The sequence below is a fragment of the Ferrovibrio sp. genome (assembly GCF_036381655.1).
Taxonomy (GTDB): domain Bacteria; phylum Pseudomonadota; class Alphaproteobacteria; order Ferrovibrionales; family Ferrovibrionaceae; genus Ferrovibrio.
On record NZ_DASVCJ010000010.1, the window covers coordinates 1 to 22,475 of the forward strand.

Annotated in this window: 19 protein-coding genes; 16 read left to right on the forward strand and 3 right to left on the reverse strand. The window is 62.4% G+C overall.

Annotated features, from left to right (window positions below; all coding sequences use genetic code 11):
• The first annotated feature begins 296 nt into the window (after nucleotides 1-296).
• The 9 genes from VF194_RS02340 (at nucleotide 297) to VF194_RS02380 (ending at nucleotide 9,941) form a co-directional block, all read left to right on the forward strand.
• On the forward strand, nucleotides 297-1,247 hold the full coding sequence (locus tag VF194_RS02340) for a hypothetical protein (RefSeq protein ID WP_330887632.1): 951 nt from the start codon (nucleotides 297-299) through the stop codon (nucleotides 1,245-1,247).
• Nucleotides 1,235-2,032, forward strand: a complete 798-nt coding sequence (locus tag VF194_RS02345; protein ID WP_330887634.1) for a hypothetical protein — start codon at nucleotides 1,235-1,237, stop codon at nucleotides 2,030-2,032. The genes VF194_RS02340 and VF194_RS02345 overlap by 13 nt, the downstream gene beginning before the upstream one ends.
• Nucleotides 2,033-2,051: 19 nt before the next feature.
• Nucleotides 2,052-2,825 (forward strand): hypothetical protein, encoded by a 774-nt coding sequence (locus VF194_RS02350; protein ID WP_330887636.1) that lies wholly within the window; start codon nucleotides 2,052-2,054, stop codon nucleotides 2,823-2,825.
• Between the two features lie 112 nt (nucleotides 2,826-2,937).
• The gene (locus VF194_RS02355) at nucleotides 2,938-3,933 is read left to right on the forward strand and encodes a TniQ family protein (RefSeq protein WP_330887638.1); all 996 of its coding nucleotides are present in this window, start codon (nucleotides 2,938-2,940) and stop codon (nucleotides 3,931-3,933) included.
• Between the two features lie 390 nt (nucleotides 3,934-4,323).
• Nucleotides 4,324-5,277 carry a LysR substrate-binding domain-containing protein gene (locus tag VF194_RS02360; RefSeq protein WP_330887640.1) on the forward strand — a complete coding sequence of 318 codons (954 nt, stop codon included), beginning with the start codon at nucleotides 4,324-4,326 and terminating at the stop codon, nucleotides 5,275-5,277.
• Nucleotides 5,278-5,366: 89 nt separating this feature from the next.
• A complete protein-coding gene (locus VF194_RS02365) occupies nucleotides 5,367-6,527 on the forward strand; it encodes an acyl-CoA dehydrogenase family protein (RefSeq protein WP_330887642.1) in 1,161 nt (386 codons plus the stop codon).
• 1 nt (nucleotide 6,528) lies between these two features.
• On the forward strand, nucleotides 6,529-7,644 hold the full coding sequence (locus VF194_RS02370; protein ID WP_330887644.1) for a CaiB/BaiF CoA-transferase family protein: 1,116 nt from the start codon (nucleotides 6,529-6,531) through the stop codon (nucleotides 7,642-7,644).
• A gap of 73 nt (nucleotides 7,645-7,717) precedes the next feature.
• Nucleotides 7,718-9,418: a tetratricopeptide repeat protein gene (locus VF194_RS02375; protein WP_330887645.1), complete on the forward strand. Its 1,701-nt coding sequence runs from the start codon at nucleotides 7,718-7,720 to the stop codon at nucleotides 9,416-9,418.
• A 4-nt stretch (nucleotides 9,419-9,422) separates the two neighbouring features.
• Nucleotides 9,423-9,941 carry a flavin reductase family protein gene (locus VF194_RS02380; RefSeq protein ID WP_330887647.1) on the forward strand — a complete coding sequence of 173 codons (519 nt, stop codon included), beginning with the start codon at nucleotides 9,423-9,425 and terminating at the stop codon, nucleotides 9,939-9,941.
• A gap of 2 nt (nucleotides 9,942-9,943) precedes the next feature.
• Here the strand turns inward: VF194_RS02380 and VF194_RS02385 are convergent, their stop codons facing one another.
• Complete coding sequence (locus VF194_RS02385; RefSeq protein ID WP_330887649.1) at nucleotides 9,944-10,648, reverse strand: hypothetical protein; 705 nt, start codon at nucleotides 10,646-10,648, stop codon at nucleotides 9,944-9,946.
• A gap of 70 nt (nucleotides 10,649-10,718) precedes the next feature.
• On the reverse strand, nucleotides 10,719-12,944 hold the full coding sequence (locus VF194_RS02390; protein WP_330887652.1) for a hypothetical protein: 2,226 nt from the start codon (nucleotides 12,942-12,944) through the stop codon (nucleotides 10,719-10,721).
• 386 nt (nucleotides 12,945-13,330) lie between these two features.
• Here VF194_RS02390 and corA point away from each other — a divergent pair, with 386 nt between their 5' ends.
• From corA to VF194_RS02410, 4 genes are all read left to right on the forward strand, one after another.
• On the forward strand, nucleotides 13,331-14,317 hold the full coding sequence (gene corA / locus VF194_RS02395; RefSeq protein WP_330887654.1) for a magnesium/cobalt transporter CorA: 987 nt from the start codon (nucleotides 13,331-13,333) through the stop codon (nucleotides 14,315-14,317).
• Nucleotides 14,318-14,553: 236 nt separating this feature from the next.
• Nucleotides 14,554-15,276: a Crp/Fnr family transcriptional regulator gene (locus VF194_RS02400; RefSeq protein ID WP_330887656.1), complete on the forward strand. Its 723-nt coding sequence runs from the start codon at nucleotides 14,554-14,556 to the stop codon at nucleotides 15,274-15,276.
• Nucleotides 15,277-15,383: 107 nt separating this feature from the next.
• Nucleotides 15,384-15,809, forward strand: coding sequence for a response regulator (locus VF194_RS02405; protein ID WP_330887659.1), 426 nt, complete (start codon nucleotides 15,384-15,386; stop codon nucleotides 15,807-15,809).
• A 124-nt stretch (nucleotides 15,810-15,933) separates the two neighbouring features.
• Entirely contained in the window at nucleotides 15,934-16,293 is a 360-nt protein-coding gene (locus tag VF194_RS02410; RefSeq protein WP_330887661.1) for a hypothetical protein, read from the forward strand.
• Between the two features lie 36 nt (nucleotides 16,294-16,329).
• Here the strand turns inward: VF194_RS02410 and VF194_RS02415 are convergent, their stop codons facing one another.
• On the reverse strand, nucleotides 16,330-17,271 hold the full coding sequence (locus VF194_RS02415) for a class I SAM-dependent methyltransferase (protein ID WP_330887663.1): 942 nt from the start codon (nucleotides 17,269-17,271) through the stop codon (nucleotides 16,330-16,332).
• A gap of 692 nt (nucleotides 17,272-17,963) precedes the next feature.
• On the opposite strand from VF194_RS02415, the gene VF194_RS02420 reads away from it, so the two are divergent.
• The 3 genes from VF194_RS02420 to VF194_RS02430 all read left to right on the forward strand — a co-directional run.
• Nucleotides 17,964-20,165, forward strand: coding sequence for an Ig-like domain-containing protein (locus VF194_RS02420; protein ID WP_330887665.1), 2,202 nt, complete (start codon nucleotides 17,964-17,966; stop codon nucleotides 20,163-20,165).
• Nucleotides 20,166-20,267: 102 nt separating this feature from the next.
• Complete coding sequence (locus VF194_RS02425; protein ID WP_330887667.1) at nucleotides 20,268-21,398, forward strand: GDSL-type esterase/lipase family protein; 1,131 nt, start codon at nucleotides 20,268-20,270, stop codon at nucleotides 21,396-21,398.
• Between the two features lie 265 nt (nucleotides 21,399-21,663).
• On the forward strand, nucleotides 21,664-22,475 hold an 812-nt coding region (locus tag VF194_RS02430), incomplete at its 3' end, for a tyrosine-type recombinase/integrase (RefSeq protein WP_330887669.1).

Below are 22,475 nucleotides of genomic sequence, written 5' to 3' on the forward strand. Positions count from 1 at the left end.
GCGCCGCCGCGATGCAACGGGGTCGGGCGCTTGAGCAGTCGGTGGGCACCGCGCCCAACCCCGTTGCCCAACCAGCCCAGATGGGCTCAAATGGTGAAAGGACTCTACCGATCCCTGGATGAGACTTCGGGCTCAGGTCACGGATTTTTCTCGGTTTTCCACCGCTGTTTTTACGAAAATAACAATGACTTGAAAAAAAACAATGCCATTGTTATTTTCGGTTCGCAATGTTACGACATCCTGAACTCTCGATCGGCGGTTACCAGGCGGCCTTGGCCGAATACCTGGAGAAGTCCATGCATGTTGATCCGGAGATTCGTCCGGTCAGCAAAGACCATTTGCCATCTTTCCTACGGAAAGCCTTCGAAGTGTATGAGGGCTCTCTGGGGGGCAAGCGGGTTGTATTCGCCGCCAACCGGGATGCAGAGAGCGTTTCCGCCACCGAAATCAAAAAACAGCTTCAAGCACTGGAAGGTCAATACCGGAAGCGGGCGCTGTTCGTATCCATGACGATGAGCGCGTTACGTCGAAATCGGCTGGTTGAACAGGGCGTTCCTTTCATCGTGCCTGGTAAGCAGATGTATGTCCCGTCCTTGCTTCTCGATCTCCGCGAAAGCTTCCGAAAAAGCGACCCCCTGGCCAAGCGATCCGAATCGCTATCCCCGATCGCTCAAGCCATCCTTTTCCATCACCTGCTCGCACCTACGGTCGAGGGACGAACCTCCGCATATTGCGCGAGAAAACTCAAAATCAGCACCATGTCTGCGTTACGCGGATTCCACGAGCTTGAAAGATTCGAATTGGGGGAGATCCGCAAAAGCGGACGGCTCGATGCCATTCTATTTGAGCAGGACCTCGCGAAACTTTTTCAATCTGCCAAGCCGCTGCTCCGGAGCCCGGTCCGCGGAACCAAATACATTTTTGGCACCTCGGCCGACTACAAGGTCAAATTCGGGGGCGAATCCGCGTTGTCCCGTCTGACAAATCTCGGACCGCCCAAATTGCCTGTCTATGCGATAGCCGCTACCAAATGGAAGCAGGTCGCCAGCAATTACGGCTGGGCTGAGGTGTCCCCCGGCGACGCCGCTTTCATCGTCGAAACCTGGTGGTACGACCCGGCATCACTTTCAAGCGATGCCGACGTCGACAGACTGTCTCTGTATGCCCAATTCGCCGGTAACTCCGACGACCGGGTCGCCAAATCGGCTGACGAGCTCTTGGAAGGATTTCACTGGTGGAAGGCATAGGAAAAATACGTGAATTCTTCGCCGAGCACTCCGGCAAGTACGTGGTCATTGGCGGCGCCGCTTGCCACATGATCTTCTCCGAACTCGGTGCCGATTTCCGCCCGACCAAAGACGTCGACATGGTGCTCATTGTTGACACTGTCGAGCGCGGATTTGCCCAGGCCTTCAAGGCTTTCCTCGATGCAGGCCAGTACGAAGCGCGGGAACGAAGCGACAAGCGACGGGAGTTTTATCGCTTTCATCGCCCGCAAGTCGCTGGTTTCCCGGCGCAGTTAGAGGTGTTCGCGCGTTCGCCCGACGGCATCGACTTCCCTGAGGGGACGAATATTATCCCGATCGAGGTGGAAGATGATGTTCTTAGCCTGTCGGCGATCTTGCTGAATGACGTCTACTTCAAGGAGTTGGTGAACGGCCGTCGCGAGATCGACGGCGTCACCGTTCTCAATGAGGCAATGCTCATCCCGTTCAAGGCATTTGCTCACATTCAACTGCTCAATCCGCCTGAGGGCGCGCCGAAGCCCAATACCAAGGACATCCGGAAGCATCGTGCAGATGTATATCGGCTGCTCACGCTGATACCCGGCGACAGCCGGGTATCAATACCGGACGAAATAAAAGCCGACCTCAACCGCTTCATCGAGATCATTCAAGCGGACGGAGGCTTCGACCCGCGGAATCAGGACATCGACCTCGAGAAGGAGGAAGGCATCCGGCTGCTACGGTCAATCTATCAGCTCGAACCTGCGACCCAGGCCGATGCTGTAGCGGAAATGGCTGCTGGCTGACCAACGTTCCTCCGTCCAAATGGGAAAACGCCATAAGGGTACACCGCGTAAGCAGCGCGCGCTCTTCGTCCAGGCGACGACGACGAGAGAAGCCACCGAAATTGTTATCACCATCGACCGCGCAACTGGTGAGATCAGATTCGACCAGCCAATGGCAGACGTCTATCTCGGCGCGTCATACGACCGAGCCAAAGGGCCCAAGATTCTTTCACGGGTACCTCAGCATGGTAGCCCTACATTCGATGTCGCCGCCGCATTACGCCAAAACTTTGATGTCGTGTGCGCCGTCGATACAAACACAACACTATCCAATGGTATTAAGTACTCTGCCACCGGGGTGCTGATAGTCCGCGAAGCGCAGAACAACAGCCAGACGGGCCGCGTCGATTGGAATTTCGACGTGCCGTTCTGCATTCTGTTTCAGGGTCTGGCTCATCCAGAAGAAAACCGGGGCTGGCAACTTGCCCTTGAGATCCTATACGCACGCAACCTCATAAAGGAAACTGACCGCGTTGGATTGATCGTTGACTGCGACCTCGGGAATATCCCCGACTACAACAACAGGATTAAACCTGTTTGCGAGGCGTTTTATCTCCCGCCCACAGTACAGCTGATTTATGCAAGTACCGATGCCGGTAACGAGAACGTCGCAAATAATGCATTGTATTGGAGCGATCGGGTTGCGGCGCAGTGCCTCGAGAAGGCAAACGCCAATGCGATCCCGTTCAGAACGCAGGAGAATGCGCCATTCACGGCGGTTGCCATTGTAGGAGTCGACAGGGCGGAACCCTGACGAACGGAAGTTGCCGGAAAGAATTACTTGGCGATTGTCGCCCAAAAAGAACTGAGGCACAAAGGATCATTCGCCGTCCAAGGATTTTGGAGGCTGAAATCCTTGGTGCCCGATGGAAATCCAGACACTTACTATTTCGGACAAGTTGCATCCCGACGAAAGCGTTCAAGGCTTCATGGCGCGCCTTGCCCAGCTGAACGGAATCAAACACGTGAAGTGGGTCTGGTCGGCTGCCAACCTGGCCTTCCGCCAAGTCCAGTTCGACGATACCCAAATCAAAGGCCTGGCAACCTTAGCCGGACTCGATTTCGAACAGTTGCGGCTGCAAGCGCCATCGCCACTGCGCAGGAAAGCTCGGCGGACAGAGACATACGTATTCCAGGTTCTCGGCCACGACCTCCCTTTCAGCTGCATACCAACCCAGGATTCCCGGCGTGTCTGCCCGGAATGCCTCAAGCTGTCCGCTCACCACCGTCTCATCTGGAATTTCCGGTTCGCCCAGGTCTGCACCGACCACCGCATCCGGTTAGTGTCCGCTTGCCCCTCCTGCAAGCCGGAAAACCCTCGTCCCCTGGACTGGGTCGTCAGAGACGTCACCATCTGCAAATGCGGGCACGACCTCCGAACTGTGAGCGCCCTTGACGCTTCAGACGATGAAATCACGGGACAGCGGTACATTGAGGATGTGCTGTTCGACCGCAAGCCCACGGTTCCAGATCTCCTCCGCGGCCTGAAGCTCGATGAAGTCTTGGAGGTCATCGGCCTCCTGTCGGACCTGCCCTCCAAGGCGCGCTGGCTCCTCCTGGGTGACTCACACGAGCGCTTTGGGACATTTGACGGCCGCTACAATCTTGCCAGCAAGGAACCTGACCCCATGCTGGGCTTCCGCCTGAGCCTCGGGCTGGCCATATGCCAGCAGCCGCCAGAACATGTGAAGGCCGCGCTGATCAATGCGGCCGCAGATGAACAGATTTGGGCCGACTTCGACTTCAAACGGGTCCTCCAGACCCTCCGGTCCCAAATGATGGAATGGGACGGCAAGGGACATGAGGTCGGCCGCCTGATAAACGATGTGTTGGCAAGCCGTGGAATCGGCATTCCATGGTGAAATCGCGGTCCGTACGAGGGCTGGGAATTCAGAGAAGGTGCAGAAAATCCGATTTCGCCCGGTTGGCTAAGTACCTGATTTAGATCGATGATTTTTCATGCACACATCGAATGTCATTTTTTGCCGAATATCCTAGCGAAAATGACAGTTTATCCTGGAAAACCGGACATTGAGCTCTAAATGACTCTAATGAAATCAATGACTTATGGGGTGGTTTTTCCTGGTTTTTTCCGGATACGACATCGGGGCTGCCGTAAGAAGGTCAAGTTTGCGAGGCTTTTTTTCCAGACGCTCGCGCCGCCGCAGTCCCCGTCGGGACGCCCTCATAGAATCCTTGTATAGCCGCACGGCATTCTCGCAGGCGAATATATCCTTATTATATCGGCCGCCATGGAAATCGCGCAGCTCCGCACCCTGATGCATGTCGCCGAACTGGGCAGCCTCAGCAAGGCCGCCGACCGCCTCAATATCGCCCAGCCGGCCCTCAGCCGGCAGGTGCGGCTGCTGGAGCAGGAGCTCGGCGTAAGGCTGTTCGACCGCCATGGCCGCGGCATGGTGATTACCGAAGCCGGCCGCGAGGTGCTCAAGCGGGCGAGCCGCATCATGGCCGAATTGGAGGAAATCCGGGCCGCCGCGTCGGATCGCGAGGCGCCGCTGCGCGGCAGCATCTCGATCGGCATGCCGCCGACGGTCTCCGATATCGTCTCGGTTCCCCTGGTGGCCGCGTTCCGCAAGGCCCATCCGGATGTCACGGTCAGGCTGGTCAGCGCCTATTCCGGCTATCTGCTGGACTGGGCGCAGCGCGGCGATGTCGACGTCTCGATCCTCTACGACCCCCGGGCATCGCGCACGCTGCGATCCCGCCCGCTCCTGGAAGAAAGCCTGTTCCTGATCGGCCCGCCGCAGGCCGACCTCTCCCCCGATCGCGCGCTGCCGTTCCGCAGCATCCAGGACAGGCGGTTGCTGCTGCCCAGTCGCGGCCACGGCCTGCGCGACCTGGTGGAACGGCTGGCAGCGGAATGCGCCATTGCGCTGGATGTGCCGGTGGAGGCGAACTCGTTCACGACCTTGAAGGATCTGGTCAGCCTGGGGCATGGCTGGACGATCCTGCCTTTCGCGCCCATCCACGGCGAAATACGGGCCGGGCGCCTGAGCTGCGCACCGCTGATCGATCCGGTGCCGGTCCGCCGCCTTGCGCTGGCTTATCTTTCCGACCGCCCGGCAACCCGCCTGTCCCGTTTCGCCGGCAAAGCCGTCGAGGAGGTCGTCGCCGATCTGGTCGGCCGCGGCATCTGGGCCGGCAGACTCCTCGCGGCCGCGGAACCCCAAGCGCCACGCGATTGAATTTTGATATAGCTGATCTAGCCGTCTTTTCATTGTCGGCATAGCTGCGCTGGCCGATAAAGAGAGCCCTTCTCAACTCGAGTTATCCGATGACCCATCAGACCGAATCATTCCCCGAGATACGCGAGGCCGTCGCCAAACTTTGCGCCCGCTTCCCGGGCGAATACTGGCGCGACCTCGACCGGCGGATGGCCTACCCCACCGAATTCGTCAAAGCGTTGACCGCAGCCGGCTATCTCTCGGTTTTGATCCCGGAGGAATATGGCGGGTCGGGTCTGCCGTTGTCCGCGGCCGCGGCGGTCCTGGAAGAAATCCAGCGCGCCGGCTGCAATGGCGGCGCCTGCCATGCCCAGATGTACACGATGGGCACGGTGCTGCGGCATGGCTCGCCCGAACAGAAGGCCAAATACCTTCCCTCCATCGCCAATGGCAGCCTTCGCCTGCAGGCCTTCGGCGTCACCGAGCCGACCAGCGGCACCGATACCTCCGCGCTGCGGACGACCGCCAGGCGCGAGGGCGATCATTATGTCGTCAACGGCCAGAAGATCTGGACCAGCCGCGCCGAGCATTCCGACCTCATGCTGCTGCTGGCCCGCACGACGCCCGTCAGCGGCTCCATGAAACGGACCGATGGCCTGTCCGTCCTGCTCGTCGACATGCGGGATGCCATCGGCAAGGGCCTTACCATCCGTCCGATCCGGACGATGATGAATCATGCCACCACGGAAATCTTCTTCGACAACCTGCGCGTCCCTGCCGAAAACCTCATCGGCGAGGAGGGAAAGGGGTTCCGCTACATTCTTTCCGGCATGAATGCCGAACGCATCCTCATTGCCGCGGAATGCATCGGCGACGCCAAATGGTTCATCGCCAAGGCGGTCGGCTATGCGAAGGAGCGCGTCGTATTCGCGCGGCCGATCGGCCAGAACCAGGGTATCCAGTTCCCCATCGCCAAGGCCTATGCCAACATGCGCGCCGCCGAACTGATGGTGAAGGAAGCGCTGCAACTCTACGAGGCCGGACATAATCCCGGCCCGGAAGCCAACATGGCGAAGATGCTGGCCGCCGACGCTTCCTTCGAGGCGGCCAATGCCTGCATCCAGACGCATGGCGGCTTCGGCTTCGCCGAGGAATACGATGTCGAGCGCAAGTTCCGCGAGACGCGCCTCTATCAGGTCGCGCCGATCTCGACCAACCTGATCCTGTCGTATCTTGCCGAGCATGTACTCGGCCTGCCGCGGTCCTACTGAGATGGGCGCTTTGGACGGCCTGCTGGTAATCGCGATCGAGCAGGCGGTCGCCGCGCCATTGTGCACGGCCCGCTTGGCCGATGCCGGCGCGCGGGTCATCAAGATCGAACGGCCGGAAGGCGAAACCGCGCGCAATTACGATTCCGCCGTGCACGGCATGTCGGCCTATTTCGTCTGGCTGAACCGGGGCAAGGAGAGCGCGGTTCTCGATCTCAAGGCCGAAGCCGACCGGGCGCTCCTGTTCCGCATGCTCGGCCGCGCCGACATCCTGGTCCAGAACCTGGCGCCGGGTGCGATCGAGCGCCTCGGGCTGACAAAGGAAACGCTTCAGACGCAGTTTCCGCGGCTGATCGCCGTCAACATCATGGGATATGGCCGCCAGACCTCCTATGCGGCGATGCGCGCCTACGACATGCTGGTTCAGGCGGAAAGCGGCATTTGCGCCGTGACCGGCACGCCGGAGCAGCCGAGCAAGATCGGCGTCTCGGCCGCCGATATCGCCACCGGAATGAATGCGCATGCCGCCATCCTGGAGGCGTTGATCGAGCGGCAGAAGACCGGGGGCGGAAAATCCATCGACATCGCCATGTTCGACGGCATGGCCGATTGGATGAGCGTGCCGCTGCTGCATTTCGAACATGCCGGCCGCGAAACCGGCCGTTACGGATTGTCCCACGCCTCGATCTATCCCTACGGGCCTTTCGCCTGCAGGGACGGCAGCGTGATCGTCGCCGTCCAGACCAACGCGGAATGGAAGCGCCTTTGCCTGGCGGTCATCGACCGCCCCGATCTGACCGAACACGACAAATGCGCGACCAATGCCTTGCGCGTCGCCAACCGCAGCTTCGTGGATGCCGAAATCGGGCCCTGTTTCGCCGCCCTTTCGGTTCAGGATGCGACCAGACGGCTGGAGAAGGCGCAGATCGCCTGGGGGCGCCTGAGCGCCGTCAGCGACCTGCCCCGCCACCCTGCCCTGCGGCGCATCGATGTATCCCTGCCGGACGGGACCGTGATCCGCATGCCCTGCCCCGCCGGCCGTGACAGCGGCTTCAAGACCGGCCCCGTGCCGGCGCTGGGTCAGCAGACGGAGCAGATCCGGGCCGAGTTCTCCGCCTGAACGGCGACGGTAAGCAATGTCTTAAGGGATTGTCCGGCAAAACTACCCGTCGCTTCAGCCGGGGGATCGCAGGGTGAATCGCAGGCAACGCCGCGCACAGGAGAAATTGGCCGCCAAGGCCGGTCCGGTCAGGACGCCGGTTCAACTGAGCCCGGCCCAGCAGGCGGCCCTGCGGGACGCCAACCGGCTCAATGACGAGGCCTTGAACCTATACCATGCCGGCGATACCGCCCGGGCGCTTGACCTGCTGCGCCAGGCCATCGCGGCCTTTCCCCAGAACGCCATCTACTACAACAATCTCGGCGAATTGCTGCGGCTCGGCGGCGATGCCGAGGCCGCCCTGGCGCAGCTCGACCGCGCCATCGCCCTGGCGCCGCGCTATGCCGAGGCCCACAACAACCGCGGCAATGCCCTGCGCGATTTGAAACGCCCGGCCGAGGCGATCCCCTGTTACGAGGCCGCCATCGCGATCCGGCCGGATTATGCCGATGCGATGAGCAATCTGGGCGCGGCGCTGCTCGACTGCCGCGACTTCGCCGCCGCGATCGCGGCGCTGCAGCGCGCCGTCGCGCTCAATCCGCAGAATGCCATCTATCAGCAGAATCTCGGCCTGGCCCTGATCGGCCTCGGGCGGGAAACCGAAGCGGAAACCGCTCTGAAGACTGCGATCCGGCTGGCGCCGAAGATGATCGATACGGTGCTGGCGCTGGGCGATGTGGAGCGCATCAGGGGAGATATCGACGCGGCGCTGCGCTGGTACGAACAGGCCTGGCAAGCCGCGCCCGGACACGGCGAGGCGCATCTGCGCTACGGCGTGGCAAAGCTGGTGAAAGGCGATTACCGCGAAGCCTGGCCGCATTTTGGCGCCCGCTGGACGCTGGCCAGCATGGAGGTGGACAAGCGGCCCTTCACCCTGCCTTTCTGGCAAGGCCAGGCGCTTCCTGCCGGCGGCAGGCTGCTGCTGCTCACCGAACAGGGCGTTGGCGAAAATCTCGTGCTGCTGAGTCTTCTGCCGGAGCTGCTGGCGCGCGGCATCACGCCGGTCGTCGAATGCGATCCGCGCATGCTTCCGTTGTTGGAGCGTAGCTTCCCGGGTATCGAGGCCTATGGCCGGAGGAATCCGGCCAATCAGCGGCTGTTTCAGAACGATCTCGTCATGCAGGCCAGCCTGTTCGACCTTGCCGCCGTGCTGCGGCGCTCGCCGGAGGATTGCACCGGCGCCCTGCCGCTGCGCGCCGATGCCGGCCGCGCCACCGCCTTGCGCGCGCAGTATCTTGCCGGCCGGCAACAGCCGCTGATCGGCCTCGCCTGGTATAGCGGCAATCCGCGCATCGGCGCCCCGAAATCGGCGCAGCTCGTGGATTTCGCGCCATTCCTGTCGCTGCCCGGCCTTTGCTTCGTCGATCTGCAATATGGCAACCGGGAAGCCGACCGCGCCGCCTTGAAGGCGGCAACCGGCGTCGATGTCATCTACGATCCGGCAATCGACCAGATGGCCGATTTGGACGCCTTTGCCGCCCAGGTCGCGGCCATGGATATGGTGATCACCACCAGCAACACCACCGCACATATGGCGGCAGCCCTCGGCAAGCCCACCTGGGTGCTGCTGCACAAAGGCATTTCGCCGCATTGGTATTGGGGGCTGACGGGCGAGACCACGCCGTGGTATCCAACCGCACGGCTGCTGCGCCAGCGCCAGGCCAGCGACTGGCGCGGTCTGGCGGAATCGGTCGCCGAGCAATTGAAGGCCCATCTGGCCGCCACTACATCCTAGCATTATGGTCAATTCAAACTTCGAACCGACCGACGCCGCCTTCCGCACCGCCATGCGGCGCCTGGCCGCCACCGTCACCGTGATCTCGACCCGCTCGGAAGGCGGTTTGCGGCACGGCATGACCGCCACGGCCGTTACCTCGGTTTCCGCCAATCCGCCGGCGGTGCTGGCTTGCGTGAACCGTTCCGCAGCCCTGCATGCCCAGCTTGGCCTGGGCCGCCTGCTCTGCATCAACCTGCTGCATTGCAGCCAGCAGCGTCTGTCGGAAGTCTTCAGCGGCGCCCTGGAAGGCGAAATCCGCTTCACCGAAGGAGACTGGCGCAGCGACGCGGACGGCGTTCCCTATCTTGCCGATGCGCAGGCCAACATCTTCTGCGAGATCGAGGCCCTGCATGCTTATGGCACCCACTCGATCTGCATCGGGCGGGTGATCCGCGCCACCTCGCGGTCCGAAGTCGCGCCACTGGTCTATCAGGACGGCGCCTATATGTGCACCGGCCCGCTCAGCGATTCGAACAAGTAGATCTAGGAATACTGCGCGACGGTGCGCAGCAGGCGGCGGAACTCGTCGACCACGCGGCGCTCGACGGTTTCGTTCAGGGCCACGCCGCTTTTCAGCTTGCGCGGCCTGAGCGGCACGATCTGCGCCGGCCGGCTTGTTGCCGGCTGCGCCACCGGCCGGAGCGAAGCGGCGGCAACGGCCGGTCGCGGCGGCATGCGCATCACCTGCGCCGCGGCGGCGGCAGGCGCATCGCGCTGCGGCAGCGGGGCAAGCTTGAGCACCGGGCGGGTCTTGAAGCCCGACGACGCATGCACCTCGATGCGCAGCCTGCCGTCGTCCTCTTCGTCGATCAGCAGCAGGGTCGGAAACCGCGCCGCGAGCAGGGCGAATGTCTCATCGCGCAGGAAAGCCGGCTCCGGGATGGCGCACCAGCGCTGCTGTCCCTGGAAGCCGAGCGGCCGGCCATGCGCGCGATAGAGCTTGGCCAGCGATTCGGCAAACGGCCGGTCCTGCTGGAACACTATGACGATCTGGCGATGCAGGTCGGCCGGTTTGTAGCGCCGGCAGACGAGCAGCACCAATTCCGTCGGCTTGGCGCCCAGGGCTGCCGCAGCGCCAAAGAAGCCGAGCACCGTTCCGGCGGCGCGGACATCCTGGGTCAGGAAGTTCAGGCGCTCGGCATGGCGCAAGGTGCCGATGGCGGAAAAAAAGCGGGGCTCCAGTCTCATGATTCCATCCTAGCCCTTCCTTGGCCGGGCTGGCGACTGATTTCCCGGCGGATCGGCCGGGCCAACATGGTTAATGGCCGAACAGGGCCGCCATCCAGTTGTAGTGCCAGGCCAGGGCCAGGAGGATGACGATCAGCACGAGCAGAACAAGCAGCCGCCAGGGCGTCGTGCGCTCGGCATATGGATCGGTCAGCGCCCGTTCGGCCCCCGGCGGCAGCTTGGCGAGCTGGGTCAGGGAGCCGCCGAATGGAATGTTGATGCGCGCGCGCGCATTCACCGCCCAGCCATTGGCGTCGAGGATCGGCGCCAGGTTGCGCTGGCGCAATTGCATGGCCGCGATCAGCATCGACGGACCGGAAATCAGCAGGATCACGCCGGCGACCGCAAGCGGGATCTGCCACCAGGCCAGATTCAAAAGCCCGGTGACCACCGACGCCAGGGCGGTACCGATCGCCCCGATGGCCAGACCGATCGCGGCGAAAATGCCGGCGAACCGCCCGGCATCGAATGCCTGCGGAGGCTGTTGCGCGGCGGGAGCGGCAGCCGGTGTGCCGGTGACGGCCCGGGTGCCGGTTTCCAGCAGCTTGGTCGTCATCTGGGTCTCCGCCGCCTTGCTGCGGGCGGCGGCGAATTTTTCGATCTGATCGCTGATGAATTTCGCCACCCGCTTGAACGGCAGCCAGAAGGCTTCGCGGATGCTGATCGGATGGCTGACCACTTTCACCACCACAGCATCCCAGTCGCGGCCCGAGCGGTCGTAGAAAACGCCGTTGCGTCCGACCATGAGTTGATCGGCGTCGCCGGCGGTCACCCCCGCCGCGATCAGCATCTTTTCCTGACTGCCGCGGCGCAGGCATTCGCAATACAGCAGATAGATGCGGCTCAAATTCGCCAGCGTGGCATGCTTGGCCGGATCCTCGACGCGGATGCACAAGTCGCAGGACCGCCCGTCGATATAGAGCGTGCCGACCTGAAACGTCGCCTTCGCGCGACGCGTATAGAAATCGCGGAAGGCAATGAAGTTGTTGATCAGTGGCACCAGGTCGCGCAGATAGCGCGCCAGCATCTCGACCTGTTCGACGGCCTCGAATTCCGCCGCAAGGGCCGCATCGGCGGCGATCAGCCGGTTGATCTCATCGCGCATGCCGCCGGCCTGAATCTGGCGCAGGCGCTCGACGCCGATGCCCTCGACCATGGCGCCGGCCTTGCGCTGCAGCCAGGCGGCGGTGGGCGCCAGTTTGGCCTTCACCGCCTGCCAGTCGGCCTCGCTCAGGCTGTCGCGCGGCCCCAATAAGGGCTGCACCACCCCATTGAGCAGCCTTTCCACCGCCGCCGCCCAGGCCGGATTCAGTCCGCCGGTCAGCGGCAGCGGCTTGGCGGCTTCCACATGGGCCAGCGGAAGATGCGCCACCGCACCCGAGCCGGCGGCCTCCGACAATTCCGTATCGGCAAGCGCGGCGAAAGCCTCGGCGTCGGCATTCAGCGCCGGCGCCGCCTGCGGATCGAAAGCGGCGAGCCGGCAGCGGAAGAAATAATCGTCGATCTTGGCCTGCACCGATTGCAGCGCCGCCACCGCCGCTTCGGAGTCCGCTCCCAGCGGGCGGATATCGGCCTGCTGTCCGGCCTCGTCGTACCAGGCGAGATAGGCATCCACCGCGGCGAAGAAAGCATCGGACTCGGCCTGACCGAGACCGGCTTCGCCGCCGCGATCGGAACGCGAGCCGGCGATGGCCATGATGTCGCGCATCAGCGCCGCGGTTTCGGCATTCTCTGCCGCGGCAGCGGGAACGATTCCATCGCCGTTGAATTTCGTTTCGCTGAACAGACGCTTGATATCCGCGGCATCGTCAGGGGCAAGGCTGTCGTCATTCGGCCGGCCGAGACTGGCCAGTATGCGTTTTGCCGAAGCGCGTATCTTCGTTCCTTCCGGGTGGCTATCATCGATCAGCGACAGCGGCAGTTGCGAATGCCCGGCGAAAAAAGCATCGGCATCCCGGATCAGATGCAACGCCCAGCGCAGGGCGGCGAGCAGTTCCGGCGCGCGGATGCGGCCATCCTTGTCGGCATCGATAAGCGTGAGGGTGCGGCGGTCGAATTCCAGGCTGTCGATCGGACAGGCCAGCGCCAGCCACAGCTTCTGATCGAGGCCGCCCGCCTCGCCGCCGCTTGCCAATGCCTTCAGATCGGCGCCGGTTTCGATGCGGACCTGATCGAAGCCGCCCGCGCGGAAGAAACGCCAGCGATGCGGGGACGCCTCGGCGTCGGCGGCGATAGTCTGGGTCTGAGTTTGCGTCATGCGGCTCTCTTCCTTCATCCCCCGGGCCTGCTCAACGCCCGTGCCGATATTTCCCTGCCTTGGAAGAAGCGCCAAGCAAAATCAGCGGCATGCCGCCGGCCCAATGGCAGATGCCGGCCTGGGATGCCGGCCTAGGATGCCGGCCCGGCCAGACCAGGGCCGCCATGGACCGTTTTCGACCATGATTGCCCGCCTTATCCGTGACAGACTTTTGCGCCGGCGCGTACCGGCGCGACGCTTCCTGCCATTTAGGGAACATTTGGCGAAAATTCAAGAAAAGTCGCCGGCAACACGCTTTGAACGGTATCGCCGCGGCCGGGGCATTAAGATTCCATGATTAGCGAATCGGGCCTGCGCCGGATGGGCCGAAGACAGGGAGCACATTCATGCTGGTCAATTGCGTCGCCTACCGCCGGGGGCAAAAGCTGGCCGACCTGCCGATCAGGGATATCAGCGAATACGTGAAGCAGCCGGACACCTTCGTCTGGGTCGCGCTCAAGGACGCCACGCCCGAGGAACTTGCCGAGATGAAGAAGGAGTTCGATCTGCACGAACTGGCAGTGGAAGATGCCCGGCATGGCCACCAGCGCCCCAAGATCGAGGAATACGACAATTCCGTATTTGTCGTGATGCATCTGCTGGAGATGGTGAATGACGAGCTCTGCCTCGGCGAAATGAACGTGTTCGTCGGGCCCAATTATGTGCTCTCGGCCCGCAACCGCAGTCAGCAGGCCTTTCTTGGCGTGCGCGCCCGGGCCGAGCACGAGCCGCATCTTTTGCAATACGGCTCGGGCTTCGTGCTCTACGCACTGATGGATGCCGTGGTCGACCGCTATTTCCCGATCATGGATGCGCTGGAGACCGAACTGGAAGAGATCGAGGAGCAGATCTTCGCGCGCGATGAAAACTCAAGACACGCCGATGGCGCCCGCCGCAATATCGAACGGCTCTACGGCCTGAAGCAAAAGGTGCTGCTGCTCAAGCACGCCGTCGCACCGCTGCTGGATGCGGTCGGCAAACTGCATGGCGGCCGCGTGCCGCAAATCTGCGACAACATGCAGGAATACTACCGCGACATTTCCGACCATCTGCTTCGGCTGAACGCAACGATCGATACGACACGCGATACGATCGCCACGGCGATCCAGGTGAACCTCTCGATGGTGACCATCGAAGAGAGCGAAGTGACCAAGCGGCTCGCCGCCTGGGCCGGTATTTTCGCCGTCGCCACCGCCTTCGCCGGCATCTGGGGCATGAACTTCGAACATATGCCCGAATTGACCTGGCGGTACGGCTACCCCCTGGCGCTCGGCCTGATGGCGGCGGTCTGCGGCATCCTGTATTGGCGATTCAGGAAAAGCGGCTGGTTGTAAAACCGCGGCCGGAATTTCGCGCCACGTCTCACTGAGCAGGCGATTCGGCAAAGGCCCTATTCGCCAAAACAGCGGCGCCCGCCCCGAGAAGTGAAACAAATGTTTCGTCAGCCGATAAATGGCTGGTTGAGATGCTTTCCCCGCGTTATTAACGCCTTGATTTGATGTTACTTCTAATTCGCATCGTGTTTAATGCTGTCCTAAATGGGAGTGGCCGCAGGAGGGCGACCGCCTGAATGTCTGTCGCCTGTTCAGATTGCGGGCTGCGCCGCAAGCCATATTTCCGCCAGTTCGTCGGCAATGAACTGGATTTCGTCGCGTCGTCGAAAGAGTCGCATATCAATCTGGACGCAAAGACGGAAATCGCGCCCGATAGTCTTTACACGCTCTATGGCGGCTGGGCATTCCGCTACATGAGGAATCCCGACGGTGCGCGCCAGATCCTCGATTTCCTGCTTCCCGGCGACCTGATCGGCCAGGAAACGCTATTAAAATACAAACCGAACCACGCGCTGCAAACGCTGACCCCGGTCAGCCTCTGCGCCTTGCGGGCGTCCACCTTCGATCAAATCGTGCGGCGATACCCCGATCTCACCACGCATATTCTGTGCAATCTGCTGGACGACCGGCGGCGCCTCGACAATCGACTCGTCGCCATCGGCAAAAGCAACGGTGCGCAGCGGGTGGCCTATCTGATGTCCGAGCTTTACGAACGGCAAAGACAGCGCGGCATGGCCAACGAGACGGACCGCTGGTGCAATTTTCCGCTCCGGCGTCAGCATATTGCCGATGCGCTGGGAATGTCGGGTACCCATGTCAACCGAGCCCTGATCGACCTGCGCAGCGCCAGTCTGGCGACCTTGGCGAGCAACATGCTGGCCGTGGATGACTGGGAGCGGCTGGCGGCCTTCGGACGCTACTCCTGGTTTCGTCACGAAATGCCCCGCGCCATCATTTAAGCCGGTCTATGTCCATTTGTAATTGTTGCTTGCAAATCTGCCCTAGCCGGAGGGCAACGACGACGTAAAGTAGCAATCCAGTTGCTGTCGGCGGATAGAGGTTGCCGATGCCGGGTTTGATGAAGATCCTCATTGTCGGGGACGAGACGTTCGTCGCCGACAGGGCTGCCGGGATACTGACGGATGCCGGCTACGACATTGTCGGCATCGCGCATGACATGGCGGCGGCGCTTTCCCGGGTACAGCGGCAAAGCCCCGATATGGTGATCACGGGAATCCGTATCGGCTCCAGCCAGGACGGCATCGACGCCGCGACGGAGATCATGAAGGCAGGCAAGACGCCGATCCTGTTCGCCGCCCGCCGGCGCGACGCCGCCGTGCTGGCCCGGCTGGTGGCGACGAGCCGGGCTGGCGTGCTGCCAGGACCCCATGATTCCTCCATTTATCGCCTGCCATCGCCGCCAGTCGGCGATAGGCCACCTCCATTTCGCCTAGGGAGTTGCCATCGAGACAGCCTGCCTCCGATCCGCTAAAACCAGACAAAATTACGAAAAAATTGGCATTTTTCCGGTGCTTTTGCTTGTGCGGTCACCGTACGAACACTGGATTCTTGCACGTCATCGGGCTCATGCTCCTCGCGTTACAAAGGAGGGGTCCATGGCAGGTGATATATGCAGGCTACATGCCCTGTTAGTGGAAGCATGCAAAGCCGCCACAGAAAAATATGACAACGCGCAGAAAGCGGTGTCGAAAGCCAAGGCCGAACTGAAGGCAGCCCGCGCCGCGGGGGATCTGATGAAGACGAAATTTCTCCTTGAGATGCTTCGCGATCTGGAACGCGAAGCGGCGCGCGCCGAAAGCCGGCTGACCTGCGCGCGCGGAGACCTTTACCGCTTCGAAAACATGTATCGCCTCAACAAACGCCCCGGCTGGCGCAGGAGTTACCGCTCCGGCCGGCTGGCGGCGCGGGTCCGCCTGCCGTCGGCCGCGCTCCCCGCGGGCGCGCTGGTGCAATAGAAGGCCGGTGCAATAGGAGCGCGGGCCGCCGCCTGGCTATGCCGCAACACTCGCCTTGCCCGGCTGGCTCTCCTCCCGCTGACGACGCGTCGTCGATGTTGCGACGCCCGGCACCGTCCGGATGGCCTCGGCGTAAAGCGAGCCGGGCTTGCGCGGACGGCCGTTGACGCAATCCAATTCCATCTTATCGAAATTGGGAATCGCGCTGTATGCCGGGTCGACTATGGCGACGTCCTGAAACCCGGCCTCGCGCAGCAGGCGCGGCAGCGAATAACGGTCGTAGCCGACGCGGTGCAGCTCCCCCGCGCGGATCACCGATGCCGCCTGCAAGGCCTCGGCATAGGAATCCGGCAAGATCCGGAGCAGAATCGCCCGCGCCAGCTTCTTTACGCCGCTTGTCATGCCGCCGCGAAAATTCGCCGCCGGCGGCTTCGCCGGCCGGGCCGACTCCCGGGCGGTTTGCGCGCCGGCCCTTGGCGGCTGCGGCCGCCTGACGCCGTGCAATACATGGTCCTGCAGCATGTTCACCGACAGCCTATCGCGGATGCGGTCGTTGGCCACGAGATTGGCCTGTTCCGCGTAGGGCGCAAGCTCGCCGCCGCTGCGGCGCCGCACATGCTGATCGATCAGGTGCAGATAGGCCCAGTTATAGGCCATATCGTTTTCCTCGCTCGGATGCTCGATAACGGCGGCCAGCCGCTGCAGGTAATAGCGGCAGAAATCCTCCAGATCGGGAACAACGATGCGCACCACGCCGCCAGGCTTCAGCACGCGGCGACATTCCCGCAGCAATCGTCGCCCTTCGTCTCGATCGAGATGCTCCAGCACATGCGATGCGTATACCGCGTCGCAGGTGCCGTTCTCGAACGGCAAAGGTTTACGGATATCGAACGCCTTCACCTCCGGCGAGGAGGGCTGATGATCGAGGTTAATCCAGTCGCGATGCCAAACGCGTCCGCAGCCTACATTGACTAGCAAAAGGCTTCTCCATCCCAATTGTTTGTGTTTCCGTCGCGACTCGCCGACCTGCATTTGGACCGGCGAATCGGCCCGTGCTACCGAATAGCAACTCATCACAGGTATGACCGATCCGGCGGCGCCTGTGCATAACAATGACAGAGTCAGTTTGTGGCGTAGCCGTGACAGGAGGCGGGCATGATCGCGATTTGCTCAAATCATTTGCCGCATGAAAACCGTCCCCTTCAAGGTCGCTTGCTGCGCGGCTATGGAATCTGTACGCGGCAGGGAATCTGACGCTGCATATTTGTGATGGGGCGCGCATGCGTGACGCAGGCGATGTCGCAGCTCGGCCGCTCCTGCCGGCAGATCGACGCGGATTGCCCCCGAGCCCGCCGCCGGCGACGCATTGTTAAAATTCAGCAAACGAACGCGCAGAAACCGCGTACAGGCGCCGCATCATCCTGTGATCTTTTTGGGTGCGATGTGACGCATCCATAACAAGTGAAACGGGGCCGCAAAGGCATCCAATTAGTAATTTTACACATCCCTCATCACCCCGCAGTTTCGCCGCAAGGGCTGGGTTCAACCATCATTTGCGCCCGGCTAGGCGCGGCATCGAGGCCCGCAGACCTCGATGCCAGCCTGGCGGCGGATGGTGCCCGCCTGAAATTTGTCCGCAACCCTGCTTTCACGCTTTGAAAGGAAGACAAGTGTCTGTGACCACCAATCACCCTGTCGTCGCTTACGACGACAATTACAAGATCGATCCCGGCAAGTCGCTCTGGTTCAACACCCGGTATCTTACCTGGAACGACAAGGGCGCCGATGGCGGCCTGCATGTCACCAAGGTGAATACCAAAAGCGCGGCCGGCGCGACCATCACCTGGGATGCCAGCAACGGCACGGTGCGCTACATCCCGCCGAAAGGCTGGCAGGGCAAGGATTCCTTCGACTATATCGTCACCGACGCCAATGGCAGCACCGATACGGCGACGATCCATGTGCAGGTCGGCAGCGGCACGGCCTCCTCGTCGGGCGGGTCCTCATCGGGCGGCAGCGGCCATCCGGTCGTCGCCTATGACGACAACTACAAGATCGACGCCGACAAGTCGCTCTGGTTCAACACCAGGTATCTCACCTGGAACGACAAGGGCGCCGATGGCGGCCTGCATGTCAGTCATGTCGAAACCCACAGCGATGCCGGCGCGACCATCACCTGGGATGCCAGCAACGGCACGGTGCGCTACATCCCGGTGAAAGGCTGGCAGGGCAAGGATTCCTTCCAGTATACCGTGACCGATGCCGATGGCAGCACGGATACCGCGACGATCCATGTGCAGGTCGGCAGCGGCACCGGCACGCCGGCCCCCTCGCCGACGCCCTCGCCGACACCGACGCCCACGCCATCCGCGCCGCCGAGCAGCGGCTCGGGCGCCGGCACCGGCAATCCGGTTTTCGCCTATGACGACAACTACAAGATCGATGCCGACAAGTCGCTCTGGTTCAACACCAAATATCTCACCTGGAACGACAAGGGCGCCGATGGCGGCCTGCATGTCACAAAGGTCGAAACCCACAGCGATGCCGGCGCGACGATCACCTGGGCGAGCGATGGCACCGTGCGCTACATCCCGGTGAAGGGCTGGCACGGCACCGACTCCTTCGATTACACGGTAACTGACGCCAATGGCAGCACCGATACGGCGACGATCCATGTGCAGGTCGGCGGCGGCACCAGCGCGCCGGCACCCTCTCATGACGCCGGCACGGTCTACGGCACGCATACCGCCAGCTTCGCCTCGACGGGAAGCGCGGTGACCGCCGACCTGAACACGCATCAGGCGACCTACACGACTCACGACGGCCATGCGGTGCGCATCATGCCGATGGGCGATTCGCATACCTATGGCGTGATGGGCTACACCAACAAGGAGAGCGGCGGCTACCGCATCAAGCTGGCCGACAAGCTGGCCGATGCCGGCATCAAGTTCGATTTCGTCGGCAGCCAGCATAACGGCCCGTCGACCTTCGACAACGATCACGAAGGTTACGGCGGCTGGCAGGCCGATCAGCTCGCCGCCCGGGCGCCGGCCGCGCTGGCAACCTACAAGCCCGATGTGGTCCTGCTGATGGCGGGCAGCAACGACGCCCGCTACGACCACGTCGCGACCATGGAATCCGACATGGTCAAGCTGGTCGATACCATCGCCCATAACGCGCCGAACGCGATGATCCTGGTCGCCACCACGCCGCCCAGCCGGCCGGACAACGTGGTGAGCATGTCGCAGGCCAAACTGGACGCGTTCAATGCCTGGCTGCCCGGCATGGTGGCCGACAAGGCGGCCCATGGCATGCATATCAAGCTGGTCAGCAACGCCAACATCTCCGTCAACGACATCAACACCACGGATGTCGACTGGGGCGTGCATCTGACCAGCACCGGCTATGAAAAGCTGGCCACCAACTGGTTCAACGCCCTCAAGGGTATCGATCTGGACCAGGGCGGCGCCACGGTGCACCAGCAATCGTTGCCGGGCACGAACAACCTGACCGGCTCCGCCTACAATGACACGCTCAAGGGCGACAATACCCCCAACATCCTCAGCGGCGGTGCCGGCAACGACACCATCCAGGGCGGCGGCGGCAATGACAGGATCGACGGCGGCGCGGGCAACGACAAGCTCACCGGCGGCGCCGGGGCCGACAGCTTCATCTTCCTCAAGGGCAAGGGCGGCGCCGATACGATCCTCGACTTCAACCGGACCGAGGGCGACCATCTGCAGACCGACTACAAACTGGCGGATGTAACGGGCTGGGGCAGCCACACGCTCAGCCTCCATGCCGCCGGCGGTCCGACCGAGACGGTGCAGTCGAACCACGTTTGGTCACAGAGCGACCTGGTCCTCGTCTAGTATAATCGCCGGCGGACGGATTACGTCCGCCGGCCCTTTCCTGTCCGAAAGCCGGCAAGCGGAACCATCTCACGCCATGGCATCTCCCGGAGGGGGGAAGGCATGCCGCAACCGCAGACGGCAACGATCAGTTTTGCCGACGCGCCGGGCTCGATAACGGCCGATCTGGGCACCGGCGTCGCCACCCAGGCGGTACGCATCCTGCCGCTGGGCGATTCTCATACCCATGGCGTCATGGGCTACAGCAACAAGGAAAGCGGCGGTTACCGCATCTTGCTGGCGGACAAGCTGGACGCAGCCGGCCTCAAATACGATTTCGTCGGCAGCCTGAGAAACGGCCCGGCCCGATTCGACAATCAGCATGAAGGCCATAGCGGCTGGCAGACCGACCAGCTCACCGCCATTGTCCCGGAGGTCCTGGCCGCGACCAAGCCGGATGTCGTTCTGCTCATGTCGGGCAGCAACGACGCGCGGTTCAACACCCTGTCGACCATGAAGGCCGATACGGTCAAGCTGGTCGGCACCATCAGCCAGCATGCGCCGGATGCGCAGATTCTGCTCGCCACGTCGCCGCCGGCACGCCCCGACAACACCGTGAACATGTCGCCCGCCAAGCTGGCCGGCTACAACCGATGGCTGCCCGGCCTGGTGGCGGGCGAAAAGGCGAAGGGCGTCAAGATCGACCTTGTCGACAACGGCAACATCACGCTGGACGATATCGGCACATTGGTCGTCGACTGGGGCGTCCACCTCACCGGCCAGGGCTACGAAAAGCTCGCCACGAACTGGTTCAACGCGCTCACGAGCCTCGGCATCGAGCAGCAGACCATCGCCGCGAATCGCAAATCCCTCGCCGGCGCGCGAAACCTGATCGGATCGCCCAATGCGGATATCCTGCGCGGCGACGAGCACGCCAATATCCTGAAAGGGGGCGCCGGCAACGATGTGATCCACGGCAATGGCGGGGACGACGTGATCGATGGCGGGCCGGGCGACGATATTTTATCCGGCGGGCCGGGAGCCGACACGTTCGTCTTCGTGAAGGGTCAGGGCGGCGCCGATGTGATCCTCGATTTCGACCGGACCAGCGGGGACCGCGTCCAGACCAATTATTCGCTGAGCGAAATCCAGGGCTGGGGCACCCCGACGCTCATCCTGAAAGCGGAAGTGGGCATACCGGAGGCGCTGCACTCCGACCATATCTGGGCGCCGATGGATCTGATCGGGATGTAGCGGAGCCGATCGGGAATTGTTCGGGATTGCCCGGCGACCGCGGGATCATTTTCCGAACGGGCGGAAAATGGTGGGCGCACTAGGGCTCGAACCTAGGACCCGCTGATTAAGAGTCTCTTTCTCCCGATCCATGTCCGCCCTGTGTCCGTCACGGACAGTCATTGTATTGCGATATACCTTGCTTTTTTTGATGGTCCCCCTGATTATGCGTCATTGATAATCACGTTCGATCACGGACACAGACGGACACGGGGCGGACACGATCATGAACGACACTCCGGCACGGCCCGGCGCCAGCAAGGCGAAGATCACGGTTCAATTAGTCCGGAGCCTGACTGCGCCTGAGAAGTGGCCCATCAAAGGGAACCAGATCATTTGGGACGACGAAGTGACCGGCTTCGGGGTCCGCGTCACGGCCGCCGGGGCGATCGCCTTTGTCCTGCGGTACGTCTTTCATGGCCAGGAGCACCGGATCACCATCGGCAAGCACCCTGACCTGACCCCATCGGCGGCCCGCGAGATCGCCATTGGCATGCGAGGGGCCATTGTCGATGGCCGCGACCCTCTGACGGCGCGCATTCAAGCCCGAGAAGCGCCGACTGTCGCCATTCTCTGCGCCGATTATATGGCCCGGCACGCCGAGCCGAAGAAGCGGCCAGCGTCCATTTCGAACGACCGGCGCATGATCGAAGGAGTGATCAAGCCGAAGCTCGGCGCGAAGAAGGTTGCCATCGTCAGCCGGCGCGATATCGACGAACTACACCAGTCCATGAAGGACGCCCCATATCAGGCCAATCGGGTGCTCGCGCTGCTGTCGAAAATGTTCTCGCTCGCTGTGGCCTGGGGCTGGCGGCCGAATAACCCCGCGAAAGGTGTTGAGCGGTTTCAAGAGCATAAGCGCGACCGCTGGCTGAATGCGGACGAGATCGCTCGGCTGGCCAAGGCGCTCGACAAGCACGAGAGCCAGCGCGTAGCGAATGCCATACGCCTCATGCTGCTCACGGGAGCGCGCAGCGGCGAAGTGCTCGCGGCGACCTGGGATCAGTTCGACCTCGAGCGCGCGGTTTGGACCAAGCC